The sequence below is a fragment of the Altibacter sp. genome (assembly GCF_019913785.1).
Classification (GTDB): Bacteria; Bacteroidota; Bacteroidia; order Flavobacteriales; family Flavobacteriaceae; genus Altibacter.
In genome coordinates this window covers 47,669-55,005 of sequence record NZ_JAIOHK010000045.1, presented here as the reverse complement: position 1 = coordinate 55,005, position 7,337 = coordinate 47,669, and the positions used below count along the sequence as shown (strand labels likewise).

8 protein-coding genes and 1 tRNA gene are annotated in these 7,337 nt (G+C 41.1%); 1 reads left to right on the top strand and 8 read right to left on the bottom strand.

Features of this window, described 5'->3' with window-relative positions:
* The 4 genes from K8F54_RS07580 to K8F54_RS07565 form a co-directional block, all read right to left on the bottom strand.
* On the bottom strand, window positions 1-156 hold a 156-nt coding region (locus tag K8F54_RS07580; protein WP_290789117.1), incomplete at its 3' end, for a GIY-YIG nuclease family protein.
* A 36-nt stretch (window positions 157-192) separates the two neighbouring features.
* Window positions 193-265 (bottom strand) — tRNA-Met (locus K8F54_RS07575).
* 120 nt (window positions 266-385) lie between these two features.
* Complete coding sequence (locus K8F54_RS07570) at window positions 386-568, bottom strand: CPXCG motif-containing cysteine-rich protein (protein WP_290789111.1); 183 nt, start codon at window positions 566-568, stop codon at window positions 386-388.
* A gap of 6 nt (window positions 569-574) precedes the next feature.
* Window positions 575-2,494, bottom strand: coding sequence for an ABC-F family ATP-binding cassette domain-containing protein (locus tag K8F54_RS07565; RefSeq protein ID WP_290789109.1), 1,920 nt, complete (start codon window positions 2,492-2,494; stop codon window positions 575-577).
* Window positions 2,495-2,581: 87 nt separating this feature from the next.
* Here K8F54_RS07565 and K8F54_RS07560 point away from each other — a divergent pair, with 87 nt between their 5' ends.
* A complete protein-coding gene (locus K8F54_RS07560; RefSeq protein WP_290789107.1) occupies window positions 2,582-2,962 on the top strand; it encodes a DUF983 domain-containing protein in 381 nt (126 codons plus the stop codon).
* On the opposite strand, the gene K8F54_RS07555 is transcribed toward K8F54_RS07560, so the two are convergent.
* From K8F54_RS07555 to gldL, 4 genes are all read right to left on the bottom strand, one after another.
* Window positions 2,949-3,998, bottom strand: a complete 1,050-nt coding sequence (locus K8F54_RS07555; RefSeq protein ID WP_290789105.1) for an FAD-dependent oxidoreductase — start codon at window positions 3,996-3,998, stop codon at window positions 2,949-2,951. The two genes, K8F54_RS07560 and K8F54_RS07555, sit on opposite strands and share 14 nt — an antisense overlap.
* Before the next feature lie 132 nt (window positions 3,999-4,130).
* Window positions 4,131-5,030: a gliding motility protein GldN gene (gene gldN, locus K8F54_RS07550; protein WP_290789103.1), complete on the bottom strand. Its 900-nt coding sequence runs from the start codon at window positions 5,028-5,030 to the stop codon at window positions 4,131-4,133.
* Window positions 5,031-5,046: 16 nt separating this feature from the next.
* Window positions 5,047-6,603: a gliding motility protein GldM gene (gldM, locus tag K8F54_RS07545; protein WP_290789101.1), complete on the bottom strand. Its 1,557-nt coding sequence runs from the start codon at window positions 6,601-6,603 to the stop codon at window positions 5,047-5,049.
* A gap of 46 nt (window positions 6,604-6,649) precedes the next feature.
* Window positions 6,650-7,291 carry a gliding motility protein GldL gene (gene gldL / locus K8F54_RS07540; RefSeq protein WP_290789099.1) on the bottom strand — a complete coding sequence of 214 codons (642 nt, stop codon included), beginning with the start codon at window positions 7,289-7,291 and terminating at the stop codon, window positions 6,650-6,652.
* Between the last annotated feature and the right edge of the window lie 46 nt (window positions 7,292-7,337).

Sequence of the window (7,337 nt, the reverse complement as noted above, 5' to 3'; positions counted from 1 at the left end):
TACGTAGACCACTCGCCATGGGCGATAGCGAACTGTCCATCCTTTTTTACCCAAAACATTATGTGATAAAAACCTGGACATTAAATTACCAGTACATCCAATATATGTTTTAGAAAAAACATCAGACCAAAGGATATAAACTACAAATTCAGCCATAAAAAAACTCCCCAGAGTTATCTGGGGAGTTTCTAGTAGCGGGAACTGGACTCGAACCAGTGACCTTCGGGTTATGAGCCCGACGAGCTACCTACTGCTCTATCCCGCGATGTATGTTCCAAAACCCTCAACTTGGCGCTTAGCCCTCGGTTCATAGGTCCGACTGAATTATTTTGGAATGCAAAGATACAAAGGAATAGTTGTATCCGCAACCACTTTAATAGAAATATTATTGCTCAATACTATTTGCGGTAAATCCAACCAACATCCCATCCTCAAATTGAGGGGTCACCTCAATAGGATTACAACAAACCTCACAATCTTCTATATAGGTTTGACGGGCCACCGATGGATCCAACACCATGGAAATCTCCTCCCAACAATACGGACATTGAAAAAAGTGTGCTTCCATGAAGTACTAAACGCTAATTGTTTCCAACTGAAGCGTAATCGCTTCCCATTCGGTCATTAATTGACTCAGCTTATCTTTCTTAGCCTGATAGGCATCAAAGAAATTTGGTTTGGCAATGGTCGCATCGTAATTGACAGCAAGCTCTACATCGATCGCCTTAATTTCTCGTTCCAGTTTGTTGATATTGGCTTCAATTTTACTCAGTTTATTGCTAAGCGACTTTAATTTCTTTTGGTTTTCGTACGATTGCTTTCCCGAGGTATCCCCTTTTTTAGATTCTGAAGCCATAACGGTGCGCTTCTCCGCTTCTCGGAGATTCTGAATGTTTCGCTGTTCTAGGAAATAATCAATATCGCCTAAATACTCCTTGATCTTATGGTCTTTAAATTCGTATACCTTGTTACTCAGACCTTGTAGAAAATCCCGGTCATGAGATACCAAAATAAGGGTGCCTTGAAACTTCCGAAGCGAGTCCTTTAATACATTCTTCGACTTTATATCCAAGTGATTGGTAGGCTCATCCATGACCAAGACGTTAAAAGGCTGCAATAACAACTTCGCCAATGCCAGTCGGTTTCGCTCTCCACCGCTTAGTACTCTAACATACTTATCCACCTCATCGCCCCTAAAAAGAAATGACCCCAATATATCCCGAACCTTGGCCCGGTTCTTTTCGTTGGCTGCATCGATCATAGTGTCTAGTACGGTCTTGCTTCCGTCGAGATACTCGGCCTGATTCTGAGCAAAATAGGCAATCTGCACATTGTGGCCCAACTTCATCTTGCCACCGTGTTCAATTTCACCAACAATAATCTTGGCAAGCGTAGACTTCCCCTGCCCGTTCTGACCTACAAAGGCTATTTTACTGTCGCGTTCTACCAAAAGATCTATGTTCTTTAGCACTTTCTTTTCGCCATAGTCCTTGGTAATATGAGAGGCTTCAATAACCACCTTGCCCGGTGTCACCGATACCGGAAAATGAAGCGACATCACACTGTTATCGTCTTCGTCCACTTCAATACGGTCTATCTTGTCCAACTTCTTTATAAGCGATTGCGCCATAGTCGCCTTACTGGCCTTGGCACGAAACTTTTCAATAAGCTTTTCGGTTTGCTCTATCTGCTTCTGTTGATTCTTTTGCGAAGCCAATTGCTGCTCGCGCAATTCAGCTCGCTGCACGAGATACTTTGAATAGGGTTTGTTGTAATCGTAAATCTTCCCCAAAGAGATTTCGATGGTACGATTGGTCACATTATCCAGAAACATCTTATCGTGAGATACTACCACCACCACGCCCGGATAGTTTTTTAGAAAGTCTTCCAACCATAAAATGGATTCAATATCCAGGTGGTTGGTAGGCTCATCTAGCAACAGTATATCGTTGTTCTGCAATAGGAGTTTTGCCAATTCGATCCGCATGCGCCATCCTCCGGAGAAGGTTTCGGTTAACTTATTGAAATCTTCCCGTTGAAATCCCAATCCTTGAAGAATACGCTCTGTTTCCCCTTGATAGTTATACCCCCCATGAATTTCATATTGGTGCTGCACCTCGTTGAGATCGACCATAAGTTGATGATAGGCATCGCTTTCGTAGTCGGTTCGCTCGGCCAATTGGGTATTGATCCGTTCTAAGGTTTTCTCCAGTTTCTTAATTTCGGTAAATGCCTCATACGATTCCTCCAACACGGTTTGCCCCTTGGTAAAATCGATATCTTGTTTTAAAAAGCCTATTGAAACCTCTTTATCGGTTGCAATGGAACCTGTATCGTATTCTTGTTCGTTGGCAATTATTCGTAATAAGGTCGATTTCCCTGCACCATTCTTACCAACCAATCCCACGCGATCCCCCGGTGTGAGCTGGAAGGTGATTTTCTCAAACAAATAGTCCCCTTGAAAAGAAACCGAAAGATTATGAATATTCAGCATTATGTAACTTTTGTGACAAAAATTTTTGCAAAGATGCTTAATTTTGCATTGCAAAAAAAATGGTTGTCAACATCTCAAACAATAAATATGAAGGGCACTAAGATCTATAGTATTTTCACAGGAACTTGTCCGGTGTGTCATTCGGCGAGCATGTATAAATCGGGTAGTCTTTACAACCCGTATGAGACCTTAAGTATGAACGATCGCTGCCCGCATTGTGACACCAAATTTAAAATTGAACCCTCCTTCTTCTACGGAGCCATGTATGTGAGTTATGGAGTAGGAGTCGCGATTGGCGTGGCCGCATTTATCATTGCCTATATCTTTATTGGACTGGATCGTTTTTATACGTTCCTTACTATCGTTGCGGCCCTTATCGTATTATTACCGGTGATTTTGAGACTCTCCCGTAATATCTGGATCAACTTTTTCTTAACCTTCGACAAAGAAAAAGCTACGATCGATTAAATCGAGCCATGTTAACTTCCTTAGGAAGCTCCTTTTCTTCTTCTAAGTGACTGTACAGCATTTTCGCAAGAAACGGGGCCATAAGGATGCCTCGTGTGCCCAAACCATTAAAAAAGACCTTATGCGCTTCGGAGGTATGGGTTCCCAAGATGGGTCTTCTGTCCTTTGTGGTAGGACGAACGCCTGCTATTTGATCGATTACTTCAAAGGGACAGTGTATCATTTGTTGTAATTTAGATACGATCTCTTGTTTTGCCGCTGCTGTTGGGTGGGTGGTGGCGTCTTCCCTACTATAAGTAGCCCCCACCTTATATTGGTGATTGCCCAATGGTATGACGAACACAGGGCCTTTTAACATATACTCCAACTGTAGTTCGGGTGCGGTGATAATGATGTATTCCCCTTTATTGGGTATAAGTAATTGCTTCGGAAAAAAGGGATTATTAATAGCTGCTGCGCCTTCAGCAAAAACAATTTTTCTTGCTGAAATGTCTTTGTATCGAACTCCTTTTTTATTTTCCTGAAGTAAGTCATATTGAAATGCTTCCGGAAATAGCCGCCCGTTCTTTTGCAAGTAGCTACGATACGCCTGAAACAATTGCTTCGGAAAAATACGTCCTGAAACAATCACCTTTCCATATCCGAAGGGTGCATTGATAGCAAGATTTGTGTTTTTGATAATTTCAGAAGAGAGGAAAGAAGAAAGTTCTTTCTTATCACTTGCCACGGTCCAGTTGTTTTGTTCTTCGGCATTTTTCAGAATTCTAAAAACCGGTACCGTTTCGAAGGTAGTAATCTCTAATTTAGCAGCCAGTGCTTTATAAAACGGAACAGCTATATCCAGCTGCTCCCGGGCCATCCAGGTTCCGGTAAAATGTTTGAGTACTACAGGATTAAAAACGCCTCCCGATGCTACCGTAGCACCATGGACTCCGGAATCGAAAACGACAAAGCGTTTGTCTTCCCGCTGCAGCTGTTCACAAAAGGAAAGTCCGGCAATACCTAAACCTACAACAATATAATCAACATCTTTCACCGGGTAAAAATATTATATAATCTTTGAATATCCTTCGGGAGGTTGCAGTATTTGCTTGAAAGTAACTCCTCCCATAAAAAAACCCTCTAGGCAATTGCGAAGAGGGTTTTAAATCTTAATTAACTGGTGAAATTAGTAATTCCACATATCTATTTCGATATTTCTAATTTGCTCACGAATACGATCAGATTCCAACAACTGCATTAAGGCATTGTCGCTAATATAATCTGCTACGCCGCGGTCTCCTTGTACGTTGTCTTCTTTATAAACAACCGCATGAAAACGTCTTGAGTTTAGCAGGTGATCGTAGGTAATAGGCTGTGATGTATTCTTACGGTTAAACGCTTTGGCTTCGTGTAATACTTTACGTGCCGCTGGGAACCATATCCAGAATAACTCAACCTTACTGTCGATATTGTCATCAGGAAATGCTTTTGAACGCGCTTCGTTCGCAACCGGACAAATACCAAGCATACGATATTTTAACTCGCCTTGACGCTTGTCCATATACCAATACCCACGTATTCTCCATTCTTCCACATCGCCTGCATCCAGATTGAATTTTCTAACGTATTGTTCGTCTACAATTCCTTCGGCGTTGTATTGTTCAATACCAAGGTCGGTTGTATCGCTATATACCAAAGAAGCTTCGATATCCTTTAACGTACGTTTTTCAGTAAAATAGGAATCGGCATATACATGTTCAATGTTACCTTCCTTAATCGCTCTTACCAACACATCGTATAAGGAGCGTCTTTCAGCACCAATGTTGTTGGTATCGATAGGATAGTACAAGGGGAAATTGACACGTTCATCAAGATCGATAATTTCCCAGGTAGTTCTGGACCAAAGTACGTCACGATCGTCCACATATCCATAAGGTAGGGGTTCGTCATTATCGTACGCAATTTGCGCTTCGGTCTTTTTACCTATCTCTTCCGGCTCTTTTGCGTTCAATATATTGAGCTGTGCCATAGCACTGGTGCTCAAAAGAACCACAAAAACACATAAGACAACATTTTTAAAATTCATATAAACAGATTTTATTCTAGTTTGTCAATTCAATAATTACAGGAGATGTTTTCTTTAAGATCACCGTACTTCCCGCAACTTTTGCATTGATATCAAATATTTGAACTGCATCTCCACGAGCTGCTCTACGCAGTGCGCCTTTGGCTGCCGTATCTAAACGGGTACCATTAACACGTACCGTTGGCTGACCCGATACTTTAAAGCTAAATCCGGTCACATTCAGGTTTACATCAAAATCGAAGTCTTCTAGAACCGCCGAAACAGTAGAGATCTCTAATCCTTGACGTTGCATACGTACAATACCTGTTTCCCCACGGATCGCACCTTGAGGTGCGGGAATATCCTTGATACGGAATTCGGATGACGTATTTACTCGCTGTCCATCGGGTAAGGTACCCGCAGCAGAAATACTTACGGTTCTACCAGTTCCGGGACGCATTACATATTTACTGCCTGAAACCTTAGTAAGTCCAGATCCGGACGCGCTCACTTTATTGTCAGGGATACCGGGGATAGAAACCGTCATTGGGTTATCCACACCGCGATATACTACATTCATTTTGTCTGCAGAAATTACCGCCGAATTAGGTTTTGAAATTGTAGCAAATCCTAATGATACCGGAATTTCTACTTCTTTCTCATCCTGTAAGAAGATCAAATTACCTTCAATCTTATGATCACCAGGACTACCGGCACTAATATTCAGCATTACTTTACCATTTTGAATGGTGTATTGTTCGGACGTTAGTGGTCTACCATCTAAGGTCAATTCAACACGGTTTGGTTTGGTATTTGGATCTTTACGCCCTAATACGATACCTCCATCAAATTGTTCTCCTGCGTAAAAAGCCGATTTAGAGGCTTCTAATAAGGTGTTGTACTGGGTAAATGACAAGGCACTTGCCTGTTGCCCCGCTAACATCTTTGAAAGCAATTCGTTCTTGGTAGTTTTAATATCGGCCTGTAATTGGGTAAGCTTGGTTTTAGAAGCCACTAATGGAAATCCTTCGTAGTTATAATTTAACCAATCTATTTCCTTACCATCACGGTTTTTTACTTTAGCTGTAGAAAAATTTGCTTCTATAGAGCTTTTGATATCGGGATAGGTATCTCCTAACACAGCAAGCATCTCTGTTCTATACTTGTTGATCTGGTCTAAGAATTCTTGTCCTTCCGGCTTTAGCTTATCACCTTTAAAGAATCGTCTGTCTAAAAAGTCAGGTTTGTCCTGCACCTCATAGTCGTCGGCATCTTCCGGCTTCAACGTTTTCATCATTTCAGCCTTTAATCCTTCCAGATATGTATCAAGGTTATCTGAAATAGCACTTACCTCATCTGCTTTTTGCTTTACCGCAGCATATTGCTCAGGTTGTTCTGATGCTTTGGTACCAAGGCTTTCCATAAAAGCCATGTTACGTTGTGTAGTTGCCACGTTAGCATCGGTTATTTTTTTATCTAGTAATCCAAAGGCTGATAATACTTCCTTAGACATATTCAATGCCAACATAGCGATGAAAACCAGATACATCAGGTTAATCATCTTTTGCCTTGGGGATAATGTTCCTTTAGCCATAATCTTTTAGTTTTTTGTTGTTAATAAAAGTTAGTCTAATAGGAAATTAATTTCTATTGGTCATAGCAGAAAGCATACCTCCATACACTCCGTTAAGAGAAGATAGGTTGGTAGCCAAGTGCTCCATTTGTTGTTTTAGCTGTTCTGCATTTTCTACAACACGTTCGTTAACTTCTGCCTGACGGCTTGTAGATTCTACCTGAACTTTATACAAACTGTTCAACGATTCCATTTGCGCGGCAGCTAAGGCCATTTCTTCACTGTACTTCTTCGTGGAACTCATTGCTTCGGCGGTTGGGGCCATACCTTTAGCAGCACCTTCGAAAGAACGAATACTTGTACTTAAGCTATTCATCAATTCAGAATCGATTCTAGCGTCTTTCAACATTTCGTCTAATTTTTTAGACAGTAGACCTTGGGGATCTTCTTTCTTTTTCTTTTCTCCTGCCATACCTCCAGCTAATTCGGGATATACCAAAGACCAGTCTAAATCATCTTCAACCGGTTCGAATGCAGAGATCGCAAAAATAATTGCTTCCGTAATTAAACCAACCGCTAGTAGTAGCCCTCCATTAAGTGGTCCTAACTCCCAGTGAAGAATTTTAAACAATGCACCTAAAATTACAATAGATGCTCCCAGCCCGTAGGCCATATTAAATAATTTTTTTGATGATCTAGATTGTGCCATAATACAATAGTTTTTAGTTAAGTTAAGATTTAGTTTTTAAGTATGT